The 18,086-nt window shown below is 69.4% G+C and carries 22 protein-coding genes; 8 read left to right on the top strand and 14 right to left on the bottom strand.

What is annotated here, in order from left to right:
- Positions 1–44: 44 nt before the first annotated feature.
- The gene (rpoN, locus tag CRO12_RS03815; protein ID WP_097062648.1) at positions 45–1,526 is read right to left on the bottom strand and encodes an RNA polymerase factor sigma-54; all 1,482 of its coding nucleotides are present in this window, start codon (positions 1,524–1,526) and stop codon (positions 45–47) included.
- 109 nt (positions 1,527–1,635) lie between these two features.
- Positions 1,636–2,409, bottom strand: coding sequence for an LPS export ABC transporter ATP-binding protein (lptB, locus tag CRO12_RS03810; RefSeq protein ID WP_097062647.1), 774 nt, complete (start codon positions 2,407–2,409; stop codon positions 1,636–1,638).
- A 179-nt stretch (positions 2,410–2,588) separates the two neighbouring features.
- On the opposite strand from lptB, the gene CRO12_RS03805 reads away from it, so the two are divergent.
- A complete protein-coding gene (locus CRO12_RS03805) occupies positions 2,589–3,047 on the top strand; it encodes a hypothetical protein (RefSeq protein ID WP_144033518.1) in 459 nt (152 codons plus the stop codon).
- A gap of 20 nt (positions 3,048–3,067) precedes the next feature.
- Here the strand turns inward: CRO12_RS03805 and CRO12_RS03800 are convergent, their stop codons facing one another.
- The 4 genes from CRO12_RS03800 to CRO12_RS03785 are packed head-to-tail and all read right to left on the bottom strand — an operon-like array spanning position 3,068 to position 5,705.
- Positions 3,068–3,601: an LptA/OstA family protein gene (locus tag CRO12_RS03800; RefSeq protein WP_097062645.1), complete on the bottom strand. Its 534-nt coding sequence runs from the start codon at positions 3,599–3,601 to the stop codon at positions 3,068–3,070.
- Positions 3,598–4,245 (bottom strand): LPS export ABC transporter periplasmic protein LptC, encoded by a 648-nt coding sequence (gene lptC / locus CRO12_RS03795; RefSeq protein WP_097062644.1) that lies wholly within the window; start codon positions 4,243–4,245, stop codon positions 3,598–3,600. Before lptC ends, CRO12_RS03800 begins: the two co-directional genes overlap by 4 nt.
- Positions 4,246–4,257: 12 nt before the next feature.
- Positions 4,258–4,878 (bottom strand): ribonuclease D, encoded by a 621-nt coding sequence (locus CRO12_RS03790; protein WP_097062643.1) that lies wholly within the window; start codon positions 4,876–4,878, stop codon positions 4,258–4,260.
- Between the two features lie 38 nt (positions 4,879–4,916).
- Positions 4,917–5,705 carry a TerC family protein gene (locus CRO12_RS03785; protein WP_097063329.1) on the bottom strand — a complete coding sequence of 263 codons (789 nt, stop codon included), beginning with the start codon at positions 5,703–5,705 and terminating at the stop codon, positions 4,917–4,919.
- Positions 5,706–5,912: 207 nt separating this feature from the next.
- Here CRO12_RS03785 and CRO12_RS18450 point away from each other — a divergent pair, with 207 nt between their 5' ends.
- A complete protein-coding gene (locus tag CRO12_RS18450) occupies positions 5,913–6,767 on the top strand; it encodes a cold-shock protein (protein ID WP_097062642.1) in 855 nt (284 codons plus the stop codon).
- A gap of 74 nt (positions 6,768–6,841) precedes the next feature.
- Entirely contained in the window at positions 6,842–7,657 is an 816-nt protein-coding gene (locus CRO12_RS03775) for a glutaminyl-peptide cyclotransferase (RefSeq protein WP_097063328.1), read from the top strand.
- A gap of 7 nt (positions 7,658–7,664) precedes the next feature.
- Here CRO12_RS03775 and CRO12_RS03770 read toward each other — a convergent pair whose 3' ends face one another.
- Positions 7,665–9,263, bottom strand: coding sequence for a cisplatin damage response ATP-dependent DNA ligase (locus CRO12_RS03770; RefSeq protein ID WP_097062641.1), 1,599 nt, complete (start codon positions 9,261–9,263; stop codon positions 7,665–7,667).
- 251 nt (positions 9,264–9,514) lie between these two features.
- Here CRO12_RS03770 and CRO12_RS03765 point away from each other — a divergent pair, with 251 nt between their 5' ends.
- On the top strand, positions 9,515–10,342 hold the full coding sequence (locus tag CRO12_RS03765; RefSeq protein ID WP_097062640.1) for a metallophosphoesterase: 828 nt from the start codon (positions 9,515–9,517) through the stop codon (positions 10,340–10,342).
- Here CRO12_RS03765 and CRO12_RS03760 read toward each other — a convergent pair.
- The 3 genes from CRO12_RS03760 to CRO12_RS03750 form a co-directional block, all read right to left on the bottom strand.
- Complete coding sequence (locus tag CRO12_RS03760) at positions 10,339–10,833, bottom strand: Dps family protein (protein WP_097062639.1); 495 nt, start codon at positions 10,831–10,833, stop codon at positions 10,339–10,341. The two genes, CRO12_RS03765 and CRO12_RS03760, sit on opposite strands and share 4 nt — an antisense overlap.
- A gap of 69 nt (positions 10,834–10,902) precedes the next feature.
- Positions 10,903–11,337 (bottom strand): hypothetical protein, encoded by a 435-nt coding sequence (locus CRO12_RS03755; RefSeq protein WP_097062638.1) that lies wholly within the window; start codon positions 11,335–11,337, stop codon positions 10,903–10,905.
- Positions 11,338–11,447: 110 nt separating this feature from the next.
- On the bottom strand, positions 11,448–11,777 hold the full coding sequence (locus tag CRO12_RS03750) for a hypothetical protein (protein WP_097062637.1): 330 nt from the start codon (positions 11,775–11,777) through the stop codon (positions 11,448–11,450).
- Between the two features lie 204 nt (positions 11,778–11,981).
- Between CRO12_RS03750 and rpmG the strand changes: the two genes are divergently transcribed.
- Positions 11,982–12,149, top strand: coding sequence for a 50S ribosomal protein L33 (rpmG, locus tag CRO12_RS03745; RefSeq protein WP_097062636.1), 168 nt, complete (start codon positions 11,982–11,984; stop codon positions 12,147–12,149).
- A gap of 77 nt (positions 12,150–12,226) precedes the next feature.
- On the opposite strand, the gene CRO12_RS03740 is transcribed toward rpmG, so the two are convergent.
- Entirely contained in the window at positions 12,227–12,631 is a 405-nt protein-coding gene (locus tag CRO12_RS03740) for a response regulator (protein ID WP_097062635.1), read from the bottom strand.
- A gap of 36 nt (positions 12,632–12,667) precedes the next feature.
- Here CRO12_RS03740 and CRO12_RS03735 point away from each other — a divergent pair, with 36 nt between their 5' ends.
- The 3 genes from CRO12_RS03735 to CRO12_RS03725 are packed head-to-tail and all read left to right on the top strand — an operon-like array spanning position 12,668 to position 14,035.
- Positions 12,668–12,934, top strand: coding sequence for a DUF3572 family protein (locus tag CRO12_RS03735; protein ID WP_097062634.1), 267 nt, complete (start codon positions 12,668–12,670; stop codon positions 12,932–12,934).
- Entirely contained in the window at positions 12,931–13,551 is a 621-nt protein-coding gene (locus tag CRO12_RS03730; protein WP_097062633.1) for a hypothetical protein, read from the top strand. Before CRO12_RS03735 ends, CRO12_RS03730 begins: the two co-directional genes overlap by 4 nt.
- Positions 13,552–13,567: 16 nt before the next feature.
- Positions 13,568–14,035 carry a RidA family protein gene (locus CRO12_RS03725; RefSeq protein WP_097062632.1) on the top strand — a complete coding sequence of 156 codons (468 nt, stop codon included), beginning with the start codon at positions 13,568–13,570 and terminating at the stop codon, positions 14,033–14,035.
- Positions 14,036–14,067: 32 nt separating this feature from the next.
- Here CRO12_RS03725 and CRO12_RS03720 read toward each other — a convergent pair whose 3' ends face one another.
- Genes CRO12_RS03720 through ileS form a run of 3 tightly spaced genes read right to left on the bottom strand, consistent with a single transcriptional unit; the run spans position 14,068 to position 18,018 of the window.
- Positions 14,068–14,484, bottom strand: a complete 417-nt coding sequence (locus CRO12_RS03720; RefSeq protein WP_097062631.1) for a DUF3035 domain-containing protein — start codon at positions 14,482–14,484, stop codon at positions 14,068–14,070.
- Positions 14,477–14,989, bottom strand: a complete 513-nt coding sequence (gene lspA / locus CRO12_RS03715; RefSeq protein WP_097062630.1) for a signal peptidase II — start codon at positions 14,987–14,989, stop codon at positions 14,477–14,479. The genes CRO12_RS03720 and lspA overlap by 8 nt, the downstream gene beginning before the upstream one ends.
- Positions 14,986–18,018 carry an isoleucine--tRNA ligase gene (gene ileS / locus CRO12_RS03710; RefSeq protein WP_097062629.1) on the bottom strand — a complete coding sequence of 1,011 codons (3,033 nt, stop codon included), beginning with the start codon at positions 18,016–18,018 and terminating at the stop codon, positions 14,986–14,988. The genes lspA and ileS overlap by 4 nt, the downstream gene beginning before the upstream one ends.
- Positions 18,019–18,086 lie beyond the last annotated feature (68 nt).

The raw sequence follows: 18,086 nt of genomic DNA, 5'->3' as shown, positions 1-18,086 counted from the left end.
TCAGGCGTACGGGAAAGCGCTTGCGAAACGCTTAAGGTCGTCGCCTAAGCCGTGCCTTCCAGCGCCTTCTGACGGCGGCGCTGGACCGAGCTGCCGATCCCCATCGCCTCCCGGTACTTGGCAACCGTGCGGCGCGCGATGTCGAACCCCTTGGCATTGAGCAGTTCGACCAGCGTGTCGTCGGAGAGGATCGCCTTCGGGTTTTCGGCCGCGATCAGGGCGCGGATCGCGCTCTTGACCGCCTCCGCCGACACCGCCTCGCCGCCGTCCGCCGCCTGGATCGCCGAGGTGAAGAAATATTTGAGCTCGAACACGCCGCGCGCGCAGCTCAGATACTTGTTGCTGGTGACGCGGCTGACGGTCGATTCGTGCATCTCGATCGCCTCGGCCACGCGCGCCAGGGTGAGCGGGCGCAGGTGGCTGACGCCGTGCCGGAAGAAGCCGTCCTGCTGCTTCACGATCTCGGTCGCGACCTTGATGATCGTGCGCTGGCGCTGGTCGAGCGCCTTGACCAGCCAGTTGGCGCTGGCGAGACAGTCGGCGAGCCACGCCTTTGATTGTCGATCTTTTCCGCCACCCTTCGCCAGTTCGGTGTAGTAGCGGCGGTTGACCAGCACGCGCGGCAGCGTCGCGCTGTTGATTTCGATCCCCCAGCCGCTGCCCCGCGCCGCGACGAAGATGTCGGGGACGATCCCGGTCGCGGGTTCCCCGCCGTAGCGACACCCGGGCTTGGGGTCATAGCCGCGCAGTTCGCGGATCATGTCGGCCATGTCTTCGTCATCAACCGCGCAGATCCGTTTTAGGCGGGTCAGCTCGCCGCGGGCGAGCAGGTCCAGGTTGGCGAGCAGTGCGGCCATGCATGGGTCGTAGCGGTCGGCCTCCTTTGCCTGGAGCGTCAGGCACTCGGCCAGATCGCGCGCCCCGACGCCGGTCGGGTCAAAGGTCTGGATGACCCTGAGCACCGACTCCACCCGGACGAGCGGCACGTTGAGCCGATTGGCGACGTCGAGCAGCGGCACGGTGAGATAGCCCGCCTCGTCGATCTGATCGATGAGGTGCGCGGCAACGAACATGTCGGCCGCGGCGATGCTCTCACCGGCCTGCTGAAGCAGATGGTCGGCCAGGCTGACGTCCGGATTGGCGAAGCTGTCGAAGTCCAGGCCATCCTCGCCGCCGACCCCGCCGGCCGAGGCCGAAGCCCCTGCACTCATGCTCCCGTCGAGCGGACCCGCACCGTCGGCCGGGCTGTCCTCGGCAAAGGCGCTCGCCGGGTCCATGTCCAGCGCCCCGTCACCGCCACCGCTCGCGGCGTCGGGCAGCACCATCTCCTCGCTTGCGACCGGCTCCGCGCGGTCGACCACCTCGGTCGCGCCGGCCTCAAGCAGCGGGTTCTTCTCGACTTCCTCGGCGATGAAGGCCTCGATCTCCAGGTTCGACAGCGCGAGCAGGCGGATCGCCTGCTGCAACTGCGGCGTCATCACCAGCGACTGCGACTGGCGCAGGTCCAGGCGTGGCGCGAGGCTCATCTGCTGATGTGCGGTGCCGGCCCACTCCCCCACCCGGCCTCCCAACCAGGATACGCTGTGGGAGGCCGGGTGGGGGAGTGGGCCGGCACCGCCTCGCAAGGCGAGCAGATCATAGCGAGAAGCCCTCGCCCAGGTACAGGCGGCGGACGTTGGCGTCGGCGACCAGCGCCTCAGGCGATCCGGTGAAGAGCACGCGGCCGTCGTAGATGATGTAGGCGCGATCGACGATGTCGAGCGTCTCGCGCACATTGTGGTCGGTGATCAGCACGCCGATCCCGCGGTTCTTGAGCGTCTTCACCAAGTCGCGGATGTCGGCGATGGAGATGGGGTCGATGCCGGCGAACGGCTCGTCCAGCAGCATGATCGAGGGATCGGCGGCGAGCGCACGCGCGATCTCCGCCCGGCGCCGCTCGCCGCCAGACAGCGCCATGGCGGACGCATCGCGCAGGCGGGTGAGCCCGAACTCGTCGAGCAACTGGTCGAGCTTCGCCATCCGCGCATCCTTGTTCGGCTCGGCGAGCTCCAGGACGGCGAGGATGTTCTTCTCGACGGACAGGCCGCGGAAGATGGAGGTTTCCTGTGGCAGATAGCCGAGCCCCAGGATCGCACGGCGGTACATCGGCAGCCCGGTGATGTCGTCCCCGTCGAGCAGGATGCGGCCCGAATCGGGCTTCACCAGGCCCATAACCGAGTAGAAGCAGGTCGTCTTGCCCGCGCCGTTGGGGCCGAGCAGTCCGATCACCTCGCCATGCCCGACGGTCACCGACACGTCGGAGAGGACGACACGCTTGTCGTACGACTTGGCGATCGAAACGACCGCCAGTCCGGTGCCGGTTTCCTCCGGCGGCAGTGGCGCCCGGTTGAGGGTGGCGGTGTCGGTCATCTGGGCGTCCGATCGCAGAACATGGTTACTGCAAAGCTAAACATCTTGATCTTGGCAAGCTTTGTGCATGAACAATGCGCAAGAAAAAAGACGGCGTGACGGCCGCCGCGCCGATCGGCCTTGCTGATGCGGCGAGCGACCGGCACCACGGCCTGCCTACAGATCGAAGGATCGAACCAATGCTCCACACCCTGATCCTCCCCGCGGTGTTGCTCGCGGGCGCGGCGGTACCGGCGTCGCAGCAGCCCGCCGGCGACGACGCCGCGGCGCGTGCGCTCGGGCAATGCCTGGTGCTGAAGACGACGGGAGCGGATCGGCTTACCGTGGCGCGCTGGATGCTCGCCGCGATGGCATCGGCGCCGCAGATGAGCGACGTGGTGACCGTCCAGCCGGGTCAGAAGGAACGCAACGACCGTGCAATGGCGGCGCTGTTCACCCGCCTGCTCGTGACGGACTGCGCCGAACGGTCGAAGGTCCTGTTCGGGATGGCGACCGTCAACGGCTTCGAAACCGCCGGCGAGGCGCTGGGCGGCGTCGCCATGAAGGAGTTGCTCTCCGACCCGAAGGCTTCCGCGGCGCTCGCGGCCTATGCCAGTTGTCTGGACAAGGAGGCGTTCAAGCCCGTTCTGCCGCGCTGATCCCGCTGGCCCGCCCGCGGTCAGTCGCGCTTGGGGACCGAGAACCGCCCGGTCACGCGGCCGCCCTGCGTGGTCACGCTGCCGCCGTCCGGCGCGCGTACCGTGCCGCCGACCGCCGACCCGTCGATCGTCGCGCGACCGGTATCGAGGTTGATCGTCAGCCGGCCGCCGTTCACGACGTTGCTGCCCTGCGCGAGGCTGACCCCTCCGAGCATGGTGATGACGCGGCGGTTGAGGTCGTAGATCGCGTACTGCGATCGCGCGCGCTGGTCGGGGCGCGTGACGGTGACGCCGCCCGACGCATCGAGCCTCGACACCTGCGGCGATCCGTCGACGACCTGGCCGGTGTAGTTGACCGTCATGCGCTGCGCGGTCAGCGTCATCTCCGCCTGACGCACGTTGACGTCGCCGGACAGGATGGCGCGGTTGGCGCGGTCCTGCAGTTCGATATAACCGGCGTTGAAGTCGATCGGCGCACTGGTGTTGTGCCGCGTCTGCGCCAGCGCGGGCGCGGCGATCGCGAGCATCAGCAGGGTGGCGAGCCGGGCCGTCATCGCGCCCCTTTCGCCCGCGCCGGATCGATCCGCAAGCGGGCATTTCCCTTGAGCGCGACGGTGCGCTTCTCCAGGTCGGCATTCATGCTGTTGCCGCTGAACGTGCCGAGCGGGGTCGATCCGGTCACTGCGGTGCCGCTCTGGAGGCGGCGGGTGCGCAGGTCGACCGTGGCGCCGGTCGTGTCCAGCCGATAGCCGTCGGCCGCGGTGAAGCGGATCGGACCGTCCACGGCGACGCGCTCCTGCTCCATGTCGTAGCGACCGCTGTCGGCCTTCAGCTGCGCGAGCCCGTCCTCCAGCGCGATCTGCGCGGCCAGGTCGCGCATCTGGACGACCTTCTCCGCCGAACTCTTCTGCACTGCGCTCCCGGCGGTCAGCTGGAACGCGCGGCCCCTGTCGTCGGCGCCCGAGTAGCGCGCGGTCTGAAGCTTCAGCCGCTCGGACGCAACGTCGACCTTGTTCTTGTCGAGCACGAAGCTGACGTCACCCGCCATGAACAGCGGCGCCATCACCAGGAACGCGGCGAGCACGCCGATCCCGACCGGCAGCGCGAACTGGAGCAGCGCAACCAACCGGTCGTGGCGGCTGCCGGGCGCGGCCCAGGTCTGACGGGCGGTGCGCTGGCGGGCGGCGGCGTGGCTCATCGCGCCGGCAGCTCAGGCATGCGCGAAGATGTCGACCTCGGCCCAGCCCGCGATGTCGAGCTCGGCGCGGGCAGGCAGGAAGTCGAAGCACGCCTGGGCGAGCGCGGTCCGCCCCTCGCGCGCGAGCCGGCGGTCGAGCTCCGCCTTCATGGCGTGAAGATAGCGGACGTCGGAGGCGGCGTACTCGCGCTGCGCGTCGCTCAGCTCGGGCGATCCCCAGTCGGAGGATTGCTGCGCCTTGGACAGCTCCTGCCCCAGCAGCTCGCGGACCAGCTCCTTCAAACCGTGCCGGTCGGTGTAGGTGCGGATCAGCCGCGACGCGATCTTGGTGCAGTAGACCGGGGCCGCGACCACGCCCAGATAGTAGCGGATCGCCGCGATATCGAACCGGCCGAAGTGATAGAGCTTCAGCCGGGCCGGGTCGGCGAGCAGCGCCCGGAGGTTGGGGGCGGCATAGTCGCTGCCGGCGGCGAAGCGGACCAGATGCTCGTCCGCGCCGCCGTCCGAGAGCTGCACGACGCACAGCCGGTCTCGCGGCGTGATCAGCCCCATGGTCTCGGTGTCGACGGCGATGCTGGCGCCGGGGGCGAACAGGTCGGCGGGGATGTCTTCTTCGTGCAGGTGAACGGTCATGGCCGGCACATAGGCGGTGGCGGGTGAACGCTCAACAACTAGTGGCCGGCGCGCCGCTCCCGTCGCCGCCGGGCGACGATGTTGAGGATCTCCACCCCCGCGGAGAAGGCCATGGCGGTGTAGATGTACCCTTTGGGCACGTGGACCCCGAACCCGTCGGCGATCAGCACCGCGCCGATCATCAGCAGGAAGCCGAGCGCCAGCATCACCACGGTCGGGTTCTTGTTGATGAAGTTGGCGAGCGGATCGGCCGCGAACAGCATCACCGCGACCGCGACGATCACCGCCGTAACCATGATCGGCAGGTGTTCGGTCATGCCGACAGCGGTCAGGATCGAATCGATTGAGAACACCATGTCGAGCAGCAGGATCTGCACGATCGCCGCGCCGAACCCGATCGCGCCCGCTTTCCCCTTATCGAGCAGGTCGTCCGATCCGTCGTGCTGGTCGACGTTGTGGTGGATCTCCTTGGTCGCCTTCCACACCAGAAACAGCCCGCCCGCAATCAGGATCAGGTCGCGCCAGGAGAACTGCGTCTCGAAGGTCGGCTCGCCGTGCGGACCCGGACCGCCCGCGAGGCCGAGGTTGAAGACCGGTGCGGTCAGCCCGACGATCCACGCGATCATCGACAAAAGCGCGAGGCGCATCACCAGCGCGAGCCCGATGCCGAGCCGCCGCGCCTTCTGCCGCTCGCCCTCCGGCAGCTTGTTCGAAAGGATCGAGATGAAGATGAGGTTGTCGATCCCGAGCACCACTTCCATCACGATCAGCGTGACGAGCGCGGCCCAGGCGGCGGGGTCGGCGAGCAGGCCGGGGATGCTGTCCATGGCGACAAAGATGTGCCGAATGGGCCACAGAAGCGCAAGGATCAGCATGAGCGCTGCCATAATTGCGTCGAAATCGTTCGCCGCTTGCCGTTAATTGAGCTATGCCCCCGAGTCTTCAGTGCGCAGACGTGCGTACGGGAACCGGCGTCCGCTGCTCGGCGTAATGGTTCTTGACGATGATGGGCGGCCCGGGAAGACGAACAGGGTATGAGTTTCGATAAAGGACGCCGCGGGGATCGTGGCGGTCGTGGGCGCGACAAGCGCGACGGTTTCGGCGGCGACGACAGCTTCGGCGGTGGTGACCGCGGTGGCTTCGGTGGCGGTGGCTTCGGCGGCGGCGGGTTCGGCGGCGGTGGTGGCGGCTACGGCGGCGGCGGCTTCGGTGGTGGCGGCTTCGGCGGCGGTGATCGCGGCGGCTTCGGCGGTGGCGGTGGTGACCGCGGCGGCTTCGGTGGCGGCGGCGGCGGGTTCCGCGGCGGCGGCGGTGGTGGCGGCTTCGGCGGTGGTGGCCGCGGCATGCCGCCCCAGGTCGTCGGCGAGGCGACGGGCGTGGTCAAGTTCTTCAACGCGCAGAAGGGCTTCGGCTTCGTGGTGCGCGATGACGGCGGCGAGGACGTGTTTGTGCACATCTCGGCCGTCGAGCAGGCCGGCCTGACCGGCCTGGCCGAGGGGCAGCCGATGGGCTTCACCCTGGTCGATCGCGGCGGCCGCATCTCGGCGACCGACCTCAAAATCGACGGCGAGCCGATGCCGGTGCAGGAGCGTGCGCCGCGCGAGGATCGTGACGCGGGTCCGCGCGGCGGTGCCGGCGGCGGCTTTGGTGGCGGGCCCCAGCGCCAGCTGACCGGGGAGAAGGCGACCGGCACGGTCAAGTTCTTCAACGCCATGAAGGGTTTCGGCTTCATTCAGCGCGATGACGGTCAGCCGGACGCGTTCGTTCACATTTCCGCCGTTGAGCGTGCGGGCATGTCGACCTTGAACGAGGGCGATCGCCTGTCGTTCGAGCTGGAGGTCGACCGGCGCGGCAAGCACGCAGCGGTCAACCTGCAGTCGTCGCAGTAAGCACGACCGCAACGATAACAGCGACGGGCGGTGCCGAGAGGCGCCGCCCGTTCTGTTTGGGGATGAAGCGCGTCATGTTCGTTCCTTTCGCGACGCGGCTCACCGGGACAGCGCTGGCGCTGCTCGCCACCGCATCAAGTCCGTTCCAGAGCGAACCGGCACCGAGCACACCGGCCGCGACCCGGCCGGTCGAAGCGATCGGCTACCGCGTCACCGCGACCTACCCGCACGATCGCACCGCCTTCACCGAAGGGCTGTTCTGGCACGACGGCGCGCTGTGGGAGAGCACGGGGCTGGAGGGCAGGTCGGACCTGCGCCGCGTGCGGCTGGAGGACGGTGCCGTCAAGCGCCGCGCGGTCGTGCCCGACCGGCTGTTCGGCGAAGGCATTGTGCGCTGGGGCGACGAGATCGTCAGCGTGACATGGAAGACCGGCGCCGGCTTCCGCTGGTCGCTCAAGGACCTGAAGCTGCGCAGCCGCTTTCGCTACCCGGGCGAGGGCTGGGGCCTGACCAGCGACACACGCAGCCTCATCCTGAGCGACGGCACGCCCAGCCTGCGCGTGCTCGATCCGAAGAGCTTCGCGGAGCAGCGGCGGATCGCGGTGACCGCGAACGGCCGGCCGCTCGCCAACCTCAACGAGCTCGAGTGGATCGATGGCGCGATCTGGGCGAACGTGTGGATGACCCGCTGGATCGTCCGCATCGATCCGGCGAGCGGGGCCGTCACCGGCGCGCTCGACGTGCAGGCGCTGATGGAGCAGGCGGGCGGCGACCTCCAGGCGGCGACGCCCAACGGCATCGCCTATGATCCCGCGACGCGGCGGGTGTTCGTCACCGGCAAGAACTGGTCCAAGCTGTTCGTCCTCTCGCTTGACCAGCCGGCGCGCTGACCGCTCCTCAGGTCACCAGCTTCAGCAGGGCCGGCAGCGTATCCGCCTCCGCCGCGGGCTTGTCGGCGCGGATGCGGTGGATCCGGGGAAAGCGCATCGCGACGCCGGACTTGTGCCGCTTGGATGCGTGGATCGAATCGAACGCGATCTCCAGCACCAGCGTCTTCTCGACTTCGCGCACCGGGCCGAAGCGTTTCACCGTGTGGTTGCGGACGAAGCGGTCGAGTTCGGCGATCTCCTGGTCGGTGATTCCCTGATAGGCCTTGCCGACCGGCAGCAGCTCGCCCTCCGCACTCCAGCAGCCGAAGGTATAGTCGGAGTACCAGGATGACCGGCGCCCGTTCCCGCGCTGCGCGTACATCATCACGCAGTCGGCGGTCAGCGGATCGCGCTTCCACTTGTACCAGAGGCCTGCGCGCCGCCCGGCGATATAGGCAGAATCGCGCCGTTTCAGCATCACGCCCTCGATCGACGCGTCGCGGGTGCCCGCGCGAATCTCCGCCAGTTCGTCGAAGTCCTTCGCCTCGATCACCGACGAGAGGTCGAAATGCTCGGCGGGCAGACGCGGCATGAACGCCTCCAGCCGTGCGCGGCGCTCGGTCCAGGTGAGCGCGCGCAGGTCCTCCGCCCCGTCGAACAGGATATCGTAGAGCCGGACAAAGGCGGGGTAATCGGCCAGCATCCGCGCCGAAACCTGCTTGCGCCCGAGCCGCTGCTGCAGCGCGTTGAAACTGGCGGTCGCATCGTCGCGCCCGGTCCCCTGCGCCTCCCCCTTCACCAGCAGCTCGCCGTCGAGCACGCCGGGGGTCCGGAACGCGGCGGCGACCTCCGGAAAGCTTGCGGTGATGTCGTCGCCCGCGCGGCTGTAGAGCCGTGTCTCGCCCGCGACATGAACCAGCTGCACGCGAATGCCGTCCCATTTCCACTCCGCGGCATAGTCGGCGAGATCGACGGAGCCGTCCTCCAGCGGGTGCGCGAGCATGAACGAGCGAAAGGTCGGCACATCGGCGGCGGTGGGCTGGGCACCGCGTCCCTCCACCCAGTCGAACAGTGGCGCGTAGGGCGGGGCAAGGCCGTGCCACACCTCCTCCACCGCGTCGACGTCCACCCCGAACGTCTCCGCGAGCGCGGTCTTCGCGAGCCGCGCCGAGACGCCGACGCGCAATGCGCCGGTCGCGAGCTTCAGCAGCGCGAAGCGCTCGTCCGCCTCCAGCCGGTCGAGCAGGCGCGAGAGCACTGCGGGCGTGTCCGACTTCGACAGTGAGGCGAGCCGGTCGACGACGGCCGCGAGCGTCAGGTCGTCGCCCGGCAGCGCGGCGGCGTGCGCGGCGTCCGGCTCCGGCCAGATCAGCGCCACCGTTTCCGCCGTGTCGCCGACGAAGTCGCGGCTCATCGCGAACAGCACCGGATCGACCCGTGCCTCCACCATCGCACGGATGGTCGCGGGCTTGACCGCAGGCAGGTCGAGGTCGCCGGTCAGCGCCGCCACCGCCCAGCCGCGATCGGGATCGGGTGTGGCGCGCAGATAGTCGCCGATCAGCTTCAGCTTGGCATTGCGCCCGCGCGTGTAGATCAGCGAGTCGAGCAGGTCGGCGAAGGCGCGCATGGGGCCGTAACGATCCGGCGGTCGGACTGCTCCGTCAAGGCGGTACTCCGTTCGTCCTGAGTAGCGGCTGAGCGCAGGCGAAGACGCGTATCGAAGGATGGTGTCGGGACTGTGCTTCGATACGCGTCCCCGATCCGCTACCGTCGGCAGCTTCTCGGTCGCTACTCGGCACGAACGGAGAAGTTCGCTCTGTTTCGGCGCTTCCACCAGCCACGTTGTAGAGCAATGCCACCGTCCGCTAAGCGCCAGCCATGCGGCGCCTGATCATCTCCGCCCTCCTGCTGCTCGGCATCGGTTTCGGCGTGCTCGCCTACGCCTTCGGGCAGGCGCGCGCCGATCCCGTCGTGCGGCGGGCGACCATCGCGCTTCCGGACTGGCCGCGCGGGGCGGCGTCGGTGCGGGTGGTGCTGCTGAGCGATATCCACATCGGCAGCCTGGCGATGGACGCGGGCCGGCTCACGCGTATCGTCGCGCAGGTGAACGCGCTTCGCCCCGATCTGGTGCTGATCGCGGGCGATTTCGTCTATGGCCATGATCCGCGACGCGGCGTCCGCTTCGCCGCAGAACTCGGCACGCCGCTCGCCGGCCTGCGCTCGCGACTCGGCACGATCGCCGTGCTCGGCAATCACGATTGGTGGAACGGTGAGCCCGCGGTTCGCGCGCAGCTCGCCCGCGCCGGCATCGCGGTTGTCGAGAATGGCGCGGTCACGCGCTGGCCGCTCGCGATCGCCGGGATCGGCGATGAGTACACCGATCACGACCGCATCGGTGCAGCCATGGCGGCGGTGCGACGGCTGCCGGGCGCGCGACTGGTGCTGACCCACTCGCCCGACCTGGTCCCGCGGCTCCCGCCCGACGCCCGGCTGGTGCTCGCCGGGCACACCCACTGCGGCCAGGTCAGCCTGCTCGGCTGGACTCCCGGGCCGCAGCCCTATGCGCCCCGCTATCGCTGCGGCATCATCCGCGAACATGGCCGTGCGATCGTGGTCGGGGCGGGGGTGGGCGCCAGCGTGGCGCCGATCCGGTTCGGCGTGCCGCCCGACCTGTGGCTGCTGACGCTGGGTCCGGCGGCAGCCTAGCCGCGTCGGCTCGCCTCGAACAGGAACCAGGCGCGCTCCTCGGCCTCGTCGGTCCAGTCGTCGACGATGCCGCTGGTCGCGTTGTCCTTGGCGCTGTCGGCGGCGTCCTTTACGACCCGGAAGCTCTCCACCAGCTTCAGATTGTCGTCGCGCAGCTCGGACAGCATCGCGTGCGGATCGACGAACTCGGCATCATTGTCGGCGATCGTCTGACGCCGCGCGATGTCGCCGATCGAGCGGAGCGTGAGGTTGCCGGTCTTGCGCACCCGCTCGGCGATCGCGTCGGTGACCGCCAGGATCTGCGTCGCCTGGTCGTCGAGCAGCAGGTGGTAGTCGCGGAAGTGCGGGCCGGACACGTGCCAGTGGAAGTTCTTGGTCTTTAGATACAGCGCGTAGCAGTCGGCAAGCGCGCTGTTGAGCGCGTCCGCGACGCTGCGCGTGTCGTTGCGGTTCAGGTCGGTCGGGGTTGCGAGCGGCGCCGGTTCGGCCATGGGGAAACTCTGCGGTTGGGGGTGTCGGATCGTCACTGTAACGACAGCCGCGGCGATTCGCTCCCGCCTTCAGATGAGGCGGACCGCACCGAGCGCGACGACGATCCCGGCGCCGAGCAGGATCGTTCCCGCGATTTGGCGGACCTGCGGCAGTCGCGCGGCGACCACCGGATCGGAGAGCGCGACCGCGCTCGCGGCGATGCTGCCCGCCGCCGCGCCGATCCCGGTCAGCCACGGCGTCGCACTGCTCGCAGCCAGCGCGAAGGTGATGAATGCGGCACGATCGGTGAGCGCGAGGCCGGCGAGCAGCAGTGCGGCGGAGAGCGGATGCCGCGGCAGCGCCGGCCGACCCTGCGGCAGCAGGGCGCCGCCGCCGGCCGCGACGAGCGCGATCCCGAGCAGCAGCGCGCGAGCGCCGTCCGCGAGCAGCGGCCGCATGAGCGCGCCGGCGAGCGTGCCTAGCATGGCGGCGGAGGCGTGGAGCGCGGCCAGCAGCAGGAGCACGCGGATGGCACCCCACCTGGCGCTCGCCACACCGGCGGCGGCCGCCGGTCGGTCGCCGACGCCGGCGAGCAGCGCCGCGATCAGCGCAGGGAGCAGCGCGTCCAGCGGGGTCAGCCGTTCAGGCGCAGGTGGCAGGCGGCGGCAAAGGTATCGCGTGCCTCGGCATCGCCGCGCCCGCAGGCGACCGAATCGCGCAGGATCTGCAGCCAGCCCTGGATCATCGCGCCAGCCTCGCCGCGACCGACCGCCGCGCGCAGGGCATGCGCAACCGTGATCGCGGGTCCGATGTTGTGGCGTCGGGCGAGGCTCAGGATCGTGTCGACCTCGTCGAGGAGCTGCGTGGCGCCCAGGCGGTCGAGTCGGCCGGCGACGGCGTCGATGCGGGATACCAGATCCGCCCGCGCGCCCGCTCCCCCTGCCTGCCACGCCGCTTGCGCCATGGGTCCGTGCGCCCTGTCCAGCGGAGCGCGCCCACCGCGCCCGACACGCCCACGGTACGCCCGCGTAGTTAACGCCGTCTAAAGCCTGCCCGGAGCCGCCGGACGTTGACAAGCGACGCGGTTTCGCCCATGCGCGCACCCCACGGGGCGGTCGCCGGCTGGCGGGCCGCCCGTTGTCTTTACAGAACACGAGAGTTTCGGGCCATGGCCAAGCCGACCACCGTCAAGATCAAGCTCGTCAGCACCGCGGACACCGGCTTCTTCTACGTCACCAAGAAGAACCCGCGGACGCAGACCGAGAAGTTCACCTTCAAGAAGTACGACCCGGTCGTGCGCAAGCACGTCGACTTCAAGGAAGCTAAGATCAAGTAAGCACGCGTCGGCGAACAGCCGGCGTCGTCCAAGGAGCCGCGGGGCACCGCCCTGGCGGCTCTTTTTTGTTGTCCGCGCTACAGCAGCGGCAGTGTCCGGTCGTCGACCGGCGGGTCGCTCGGCATCAGCGACCGGATTTCTTCCATGAAGCGCATGACCGAGATCGGCTTGGACACATAGGCGTTGGCGCCAGCGGCGCGGATCCGCTCCTCGTCCTCGCGCCCTGCGTAGGCGGTCACCGCCATGATCGGGATCGAACGGAGCTTCGGATCGCGCTTCATCTGTCCGATCAGCTCCAGCCCGCTGACGTGCGGCAGCTGGATGTCCATGACCACCAGGTGCGGTGCCACCGCGCGGGCCCGTGCCACCGCTTCCCGACCGTCGCGGACCGGCTCCGCGGCGAAGTCGTGCGCGCGCAGCAGATCGCAGAAGAGCTTCAGATTGAGTTCGTTGTCCTCGACAACGAGCACCCTTTTTGCCACGCGCGTCCGACCCCTTCTTGCAACCACAGCTTAGCGATGCCCGCCGCCGACACCAACGACGAAACGCTGGCGCTGCAGGCGCTGGTCTGGACCCTGGCCGAACCGGGCCGTGCGAATCGGCTGCTCGACGTGACCGGGCTGTCGCCCAACGCGCTGCGGGCATCGGCGGGCGACCGCGCGACGCTGATCGCGGCGCTGCAGTTCCTCGAATCGCACGAGCCGGACCTGCTGGCCTGCGCCGAGGGCATCGGCGTGCCGCCGACGGCACTGGTCGCGGCCCGCGCGCGGATGGAGGCGGCATGAGGCCGCTGCTGATCACCGACTGCGATGAGGTGCTGCTGCACATGGTGCGGCATTTCGGCACCTGGGTAGGGGAGGCGCACGACCTCGACTTCGCGTTGCAGGGCGGCGATTTCGCGACCGCGCTGAAGCGGCGCGACGGTACCGCACTGGCGTCGGGCGAGATGTGGGCGCTGCTCGACGGCTTCTTCCCGGCCGAGATGGCGCGCCAGACGCTGGTGCCGCACGCGCGCGAGGCGCTGGCGGAGCTCGCGACGGCCGCCGACATCGTCATCCTCACCAACCTGCAGGATCACTGCCGCGAACCGCGGATCGCGCAACTGGCCGATCACGGCATCGTCCACGAGGTCCGCTGCAACCAGGGCGGCAAGGGGGAACCGGTCGCCCGGCTGATCGCCGAATATGGCGCTAGCGTCGCGGTGTTCGTCGACGACCTGGCGGTCCACCACGCGTCGGTCGCGCAGGCTGCGCCCGGCGTCCACCGCCTCCACATGGTCAGCGAGCCCGCCCTCGCGCCGAACATCCCGCCCGCGGCCGACGCCCATGCCCGGATCGACGACTGGCGCGACGCGGTCGTCTGGATCGAACAGCGTTTCGCCGCCGGCGTGCCCGCGGCCTGAGAAGGAGACAGCAGCCTTGACCACCCACGTCGACCGCGCCCTTGCCGAACTGGGCCTGACCCTGCCGGAGGCCGCGGCCCCGGTCGCCTCCTACGTACCCACCGTCCAGGCGGGCGGGCTGCTCCACATCTCGGGCCAGATCCCATTCCGGGAGGACGGCTCGCTGATGCTCGGCCGGCTGGGGGAGGAGGGCTGCGATCTCGCCTACGGGCAGGAAGCCGCGCGGCGCTGCGCGCTGATGCTCGTCGCACAGGCCAAGGCCGCGCTCGGCGGGCTGGAGCGGGTGCAGCGGGTCGTGAAACTCGGCGTGTTCGTGAGCTCGGCTGCCGACTTCACGCAGCAGCCCGAGGTCGCGAACGGCGCGTCCAACCTGATGGTCGCGCTGTTCGGCGAAGCGGGCAAGCACGCCCGCAGCGCCGTCGGTGTCTCCGTCCTTCCGCGCGGGGTGGCGGTGGAAGTCGACGCCATCCTCGCGGTGGACTAATCATTGTGCTCCCGCCTGCGCGGGAGCACCGGTCACTGACCGCCGGCCGTCACGCGGGCTGCCTGACCGTCGCCCTCCGGCGCGGCGACGATATCGCGGGTGACCGATCCCTTGTCGACCACCGCGGTCCCCGGATCGCCGGCGGCGGAGCGGATGCCGGCTTCTGCGCTCTCGCGGCCAGCAGCCTGAAGCGCGCTGGTCTCGCTGGGGCTGCGCGGGGCGGTGCCGCCGAACAGCGCGTCGAGCGCCTGGGCCGACGGGCTGACGTCCTGCGGCCGCGCGGCACCCGGCTGCGGCGGGCGCAGCGCGTAGTCGGGCGGGATCACCAGCGGCGCCTGGCGGCCGACCGCGAACTCGTCCGGCCGCTCGCGGTTGAACCCGCCGCGGCCGCACGCCGCGGTGGTCGCGAGCAGGGCGAGGCCCACCGCCACGTTGAGAACCCTACGCATCTACTTTCTCCCGAGAAACCGCGGCGGCCGGCCGGTCACGCACGAACAGCGCGCGCAGCAGCAGGATCGCGACGCCGATCGTAATCGCGGCGTCGGCCACATTGAAGACCAAAAACGGGCGCCACTCCCCGAAGTGGAGGTCGGCGAAATCGACCACATAGCCGAAGCGGATGCGGTCGAGGATGTTGCCGAGCGCCCCGCCGAGTACGAGGCCGAGCGCCAGGATGTCGGCGCGCACCGTCTCGCGCGTCATCCACACGCCGACCCCGAACGCAATTGCCGCCGTGAGCGCGACCAGGCCCCAGCGCATCGCCGGGCTGTCGGCCGGCAGCAGCCCGAGCGAGATGCCGACGTTCGGCACGAAGCGCAGGTCAAAGAAGGAGACGACCTCCCGCACCGCGCCCAGGTGATCGAGCCCGAGCGGGCCGACGACCCACGCCTTCACGGCCTGATCGACGACGAAGAGGAGCGCAGCGAGTACGAAGCCGGTGGTGCGGGGGGTCATGCCGGCACCGCTACTACCGCCTCGCAGCGGTCGCACAAGCTGCCGTCGGTCGTGACCTCGGGCAGGTGCCGCCAGCAGCGCCCACACTTGTGGTAATCGGTGCGGCGCACGGCGAGCGCCGCGCCGCCGTCGACCTTCGCCGTGATGAACACCTCCGCGAGGGCGTGCGCGTCAAGCGGCAGCTCGGGGACGGTCACTTCCGCCTCCAGGCTGGAGCGGATCGTCTTCTCGCGGCGGAACGGCTCGATCGCTTCGGTCACCGCAGTGCGGAGCGCGCGGACGTCGGCCCAGTTGGTCGCGGTGGCCGCGTCACCCGGCAGCGTCGGCAGCTCGGGCCACTCGAGCAGGTGGACGGACTCGTCCTCGCTCGGGAAGCGTGCCTGCCACACTTCCTCGGCTGTGAAGGGGATGAGCGGCGCGGCATAGCGGACGAGGGCGTGGAACAGCGTGTCGAGCACGGTGCGGTAGGCGCGCCGCTTCGGATCGTCGTCCGCATCGCAGTAGAGCGAATCCTTGCGGATATCGAAGAAGAAGGCCGACAGATCCTCGTTCGCGAAATCGGAGAGCGCGCGGGCATAGCGGTTGAACTCGAACGCCTCCGCCGCGGCGCGCAGTTCCACGTCGAGGGTGCCAAGCCGGGCGAGCACGTAGCGCTCCAGCTCGGGCATGTCGGCGACGGCGAGCGCCTCCGCCTCCGTGTAGCCGTCCAATGCGCCGAGCAGGTAGCGAAAGGTATTGCGGAGCTTGCGATAGGTGTCCGACGTGCCGGCGAGCACTTCCTTGCCGATCCGCACGTCCTCGAAATAGTCGGTCTGCGCGACCCACAGGCGGAGGATGTCGGCGCCCGACTCGCCGATCACCTTGAGCGGATCGACGACGTTGCCCAGGCTCTTGGACATCTTGCGCCCATTGCCATCGAGCGCGAAGCCGTGGGTCAGCACCGCATCATAGGGCGCGCGGCCGCGGGTGCCGCAGCTCTCCAGCAGCGACGACTGGAACCAGCCGCGGTGCTGGTCCGACCCCTCGACGTAGAGGTTGGCGCGGACGCCTTCGCCGTAGCGCGCCTCCACGGTGAAGACGTGGGTCGAGCCTGAGTCGAACCACACATCAAGGATGTCGTTGACGGGCTCGTAATCGGCGATGTCGTAGTCCGCTCCGAGCAGTGCCTGGTGGTCGGCTCCGAACCACGCGTCCGCCCCGCCGGCGCGGAAAGCCTCCACGATGCGGGCGTTGACCGCCGGATCGGCGAGGTACTCGCCGGTCGCGCGGTTGACGTAGAGCGCGATCGGCACGCCCCAGGCGCGCTGGCGGCTGATGACCCAGTCGGGGCGCCCCTCCACCATCGATCGGATGCGGTTCTGCGCGCGGCCGGGCACCCAGCGGGTGTGCTCGATCGCGTCGAGCGCGACCTCGCGGAGGGTCGGGGCGTTGCCGAGGTTGAGACCGAGCAGCGGCGCGCCCGCGGTCGCGTATGCCAGCGGCTGCTGCGCGGCGGCAAGGACGGCGGCTTCCTCCGCAACCGTGCCTTGCGGGCGGTCCATGGGAATAAACCACTGCGGCGTCGCGCGGAAGATGATCTTGGCCTTCGACCGCCACGAGTGCGGGTAGCTGTGCTGGAAGTCGTCGGACGCCGCGAGCAGCGCGCCGGCCGCGCGCAGGTCCGAACAGATCGGCCCGTCGGCGGCAGTGAACTTCTTGTTGATGACGCTGCCTGCACGTGGGTCGGTACGGGGAAGCCAGGCCCAGTCGGCACGGTACCAACCGTCACCCTCGACTGCGAACACCGGGTCTAACCCATGCGCCTTGCACAGCGCGAAATCGTCCTCGCCGTGATCCGGCGCCATGTGGACGAGGCCGGTGCCCGCGTCGGTGGTGACGAAGTCGCCGGGAAGGAACGGGCGCGGCCTGGCAAAGAACGCCAGTGCCGCCTCACTCACCCCGTCACCCCGGACTTGATCCGGGGTCCCGCTACCTTCGCCGCCGTCCGCAGAAGAAGCGGGACCCCGGCCTTCGCCGGGGTGACGAAGGAGGTTAAAGATCGGATGGCGCGCCACAGCGCCGGCCAGCTTCTCGCCGGTGAGCGTCCGAACGACCGAGAAGTCGAGCGAGGTATCGCTGCGATCCATTGCTGCGGGGGAGTTCCGCAGGCGCGCGACGAAAGTCTCGATCAGCTCGGACGCGACTAGGAAATAGTTGCCGATCGTACTTGGCGACCAGATTACGTTCACCAGCGCGTACTCAATCTCCGGCCCATAAGCCAAAGCCTGATTCACCGGGATCGTCCACGGCGTGGTCGTCCAGATCACCGCGTGCGCGCCGACCAGCTCCGGCGCGTTCGGGGCCTCGACGATCTCGAACGCGACGTCGATCTGGGTCGAGGTGATGTCCTCATACTCCACCTCGGCCTCGGCCAGCGCGGTCTTCTCGACGGTGGACCACATCACCGGCTTGGCGCCGCGGTAGAGCTGGCCGCTTTCCGCGAACTTCAGCAGCTCGCCGACGATCGTCGCCTCTGCCGCATAGTTCATGGTGAGGTACGGGTCCTCCCAGTCGCCCTGCACGCCCAGCCGCTTGAACTGCTCGCGCTGCACGTCGACCCACTTGGCGGCATAGGCGCGGCACTGGGCGCGGAATTCGTGCGCCGGCACTTCGTCCTTGTTGCGCTTCTTGGCGCGGTACGCTTCCTCGATCTTCCACTCGATTGGCAGGCCGTGGCAGTCCCACCCCGGTACGTAGGGCGCGTCCTTGCCCATCAGCGTCTGGCTGCGGACGATGATGTCCTTCAGCACCTTGTTCATGGCGTGGCCCATGTGGATGTCGCCGTTGGCGTAGGGCGGCCCGTCATGGAGGATGAAGCGCTCCCGCCCCTGCCGCTCGCGGCGCAGGCGATCGTACAGGCCGATCCGCGCCCAGCGCTCGAGAATCGCGGGCTCCTTCTGCGCAAGGCCGGCCTTCATCGGGAAGTCCGTCTTGGGCAGGAAAACGGTGTCGCGCCAGTCGCGCTGGGTGTCGGCGGGTGTGTCGGTCATTGCGGGGCGACTTAGCGGAGGAGTGCGGCCGCGCAAAGGCGGCCGGGAAGGTTGTTCGCGCAGAGACG

It is taken from the genome of Sphingomonas guangdongensis (genome assembly GCF_900199185.1).
GTDB classification, from domain to species: Bacteria; Pseudomonadota; Alphaproteobacteria; order Sphingomonadales; family Sphingomonadaceae; genus Sphingomonas; species Sphingomonas guangdongensis.
The sequence above is the reverse complement of the archived record's forward strand: the minus strand, read 5'-3'. Positions and strand labels throughout refer to the sequence as shown.

What these genes read in the sequence shown, in the direction of transcription:
- CRO12_RS03730 (WP_097062633.1), top strand. Translation starts at nt 12,931, where the DNA reads ATGAGGCCGCTGCTGATCACCGACTGCGATGAGGTGCTGCTGCACATG.
- CRO12_RS03735 (WP_097062634.1), top strand. Translation starts at nt 12,668, where the DNA reads ATGCCCGCCGCCGACACCAACGACGAAACGCTGGCGCTGCAGGCGCTG.
- CRO12_RS03760 (WP_097062639.1), bottom strand. Translation starts at nt 10,833, where the DNA reads ATGGCCGAACCGGCGCCGCTCGCAACCCCGACCGACCTGAACCGCAAC.
- lspA (WP_097062630.1), bottom strand. Translation starts at nt 14,989, where the DNA reads ATGACCCCCCGCACCACCGGCTTCGTACTCGCTGCGCTCCTCTTCGTC.
- CRO12_RS03790 (WP_097062643.1), bottom strand. Translation starts at nt 4,878, where the DNA reads ATGACCGTTCACCTGCACGAAGAAGACATCCCCGCCGACCTGTTCGCC.
- CRO12_RS03805 (WP_144033518.1), top strand. Translation starts at nt 2,589, where the DNA reads ATGCTCCACACCCTGATCCTCCCCGCGGTGTTGCTCGCGGGCGCGGCG.
- CRO12_RS03775 (WP_097063328.1), top strand. Translation starts at nt 6,842, where the DNA reads ATGTTCGTTCCTTTCGCGACGCGGCTCACCGGGACAGCGCTGGCGCTG.
- lptC (WP_097062644.1), bottom strand. Translation starts at nt 4,245, where the DNA reads ATGAGCCACGCCGCCGCCCGCCAGCGCACCGCCCGTCAGACCTGGGCC.
- CRO12_RS18450 (WP_097062642.1), top strand. Translation starts at nt 5,913, where the DNA reads ATGAGTTTCGATAAAGGACGCCGCGGGGATCGTGGCGGTCGTGGGCGC.
- CRO12_RS03770 (WP_097062641.1), bottom strand. Translation starts at nt 9,263, where the DNA reads ATGCGCGCCTTCGCCGACCTGCTCGACTCGCTGATCTACACGCGCGGG.
- CRO12_RS03720 (WP_097062631.1), bottom strand. Translation starts at nt 14,484, where the DNA reads ATGCGTAGGGTTCTCAACGTGGCGGTGGGCCTCGCCCTGCTCGCGACC.
- CRO12_RS03800 (WP_097062645.1), bottom strand. Translation starts at nt 3,601, where the DNA reads ATGACGGCCCGGCTCGCCACCCTGCTGATGCTCGCGATCGCCGCGCCC.
- CRO12_RS03785 (WP_097063329.1), bottom strand. Translation starts at nt 5,705, where the DNA reads ATGGACAGCATCCCCGGCCTGCTCGCCGACCCCGCCGCCTGGGCCGCG.
- lptB (WP_097062647.1), bottom strand. Translation starts at nt 2,409, where the DNA reads ATGACCGACACCGCCACCCTCAACCGGGCGCCACTGCCGCCGGAGGAA.
- CRO12_RS03750 (WP_097062637.1), bottom strand. Translation starts at nt 11,777, where the DNA reads ATGGCGCAAGCGGCGTGGCAGGCAGGGGGAGCGGGCGCGCGGGCGGAT.
- ileS (WP_097062629.1), bottom strand. Translation starts at nt 18,018, where the DNA reads ATGACCGACACACCCGCCGACACCCAGCGCGACTGGCGCGACACCGTT.
- rpoN (WP_097062648.1), bottom strand. Translation starts at nt 1,526, where the DNA reads ATGAGCCTCGCGCCACGCCTGGACCTGCGCCAGTCGCAGTCGCTGGTG.
- CRO12_RS03765 (WP_097062640.1), top strand. Translation starts at nt 9,515, where the DNA reads ATGCGGCGCCTGATCATCTCCGCCCTCCTGCTGCTCGGCATCGGTTTC.
- rpmG (WP_097062636.1), top strand. Translation starts at nt 11,982, where the DNA reads ATGGCCAAGCCGACCACCGTCAAGATCAAGCTCGTCAGCACCGCGGAC.